The organism is Pseudomonas sp. GW821-FHT04C07, from assembly GCF_059420325.1.
The window spans coordinates 1-663 of sequence record NZ_JBWKTM010000031.1 but is presented as its reverse complement, the minus strand read 5'-3'; the positions used below and the strand labels follow the sequence as shown (position 1 = coordinate 663).

Annotated in this window: 1 protein-coding gene; it reads left to right on the top strand. The window is 65.2% G+C overall.

Annotation, left to right across the window (positions count from 1 at the left end; all coding sequences use genetic code 11):
- The coding region (locus tag AC07UI_RS29115) for an Ig-like domain-containing protein (RefSeq protein ID WP_494995751.1) at positions 1-663 on the top strand (663 nt) is incomplete at both ends.

The window sequence follows — 663 nt, the reverse complement described above, 5'->3', positions numbered from 1 at the left end:
ACCTTGGTCAGCGCCAGCGCGCCGATCGGCCAGGGCAGCGCCAGCGTTGCGGGCAACCAGCTGCAGTTCAACCCGGGGGCCGATTTCGATCACTTGGCGCAAGGCGTGGTCGAGCACGTTACGCTCAACTACCAGATGCAGGATCAGTTTGGGGCGCTCTCGACCAGTAGCGTGGACGTGACCATCACCGGCACCAACGATGCGCCAGTGGCGGTGGCCGATGCGGCCGCCGGCACGGAGAACCAGACCCTGACGATCGACGTGCTGGCCAACGACACCGACGTCGATGACGGCCACCTGTTCACGCTGAACTCGGCGAGTGCGCCGGCAAACAAGGGCAGTGCCAGCGTGGTCGGCAACCAGCTGGTATTCAACCCGGGGGCCGACTTCGACCACCTGGCACAAGGTGTGGTCGAGCACGTAACGCTCAGCTACCAGATGCAGGATCAGTACGGGGCGCTCTCGACCAGCAGCGTGGACGTGACGATCACCGGCACCAACGATGCGCCGGTGGCGGTGGCCGATACGGCCGCCGGCACGGAAAACCAGACCCTGACGATCGACGTGCTGGCCAATGACACCGATGTCGATGACGGCCACCTGTTCACGCTGAACTCGGTCAGTGCGCCGGCAAACAAGGGCACGGCCAGCGTGGTCGGCAAC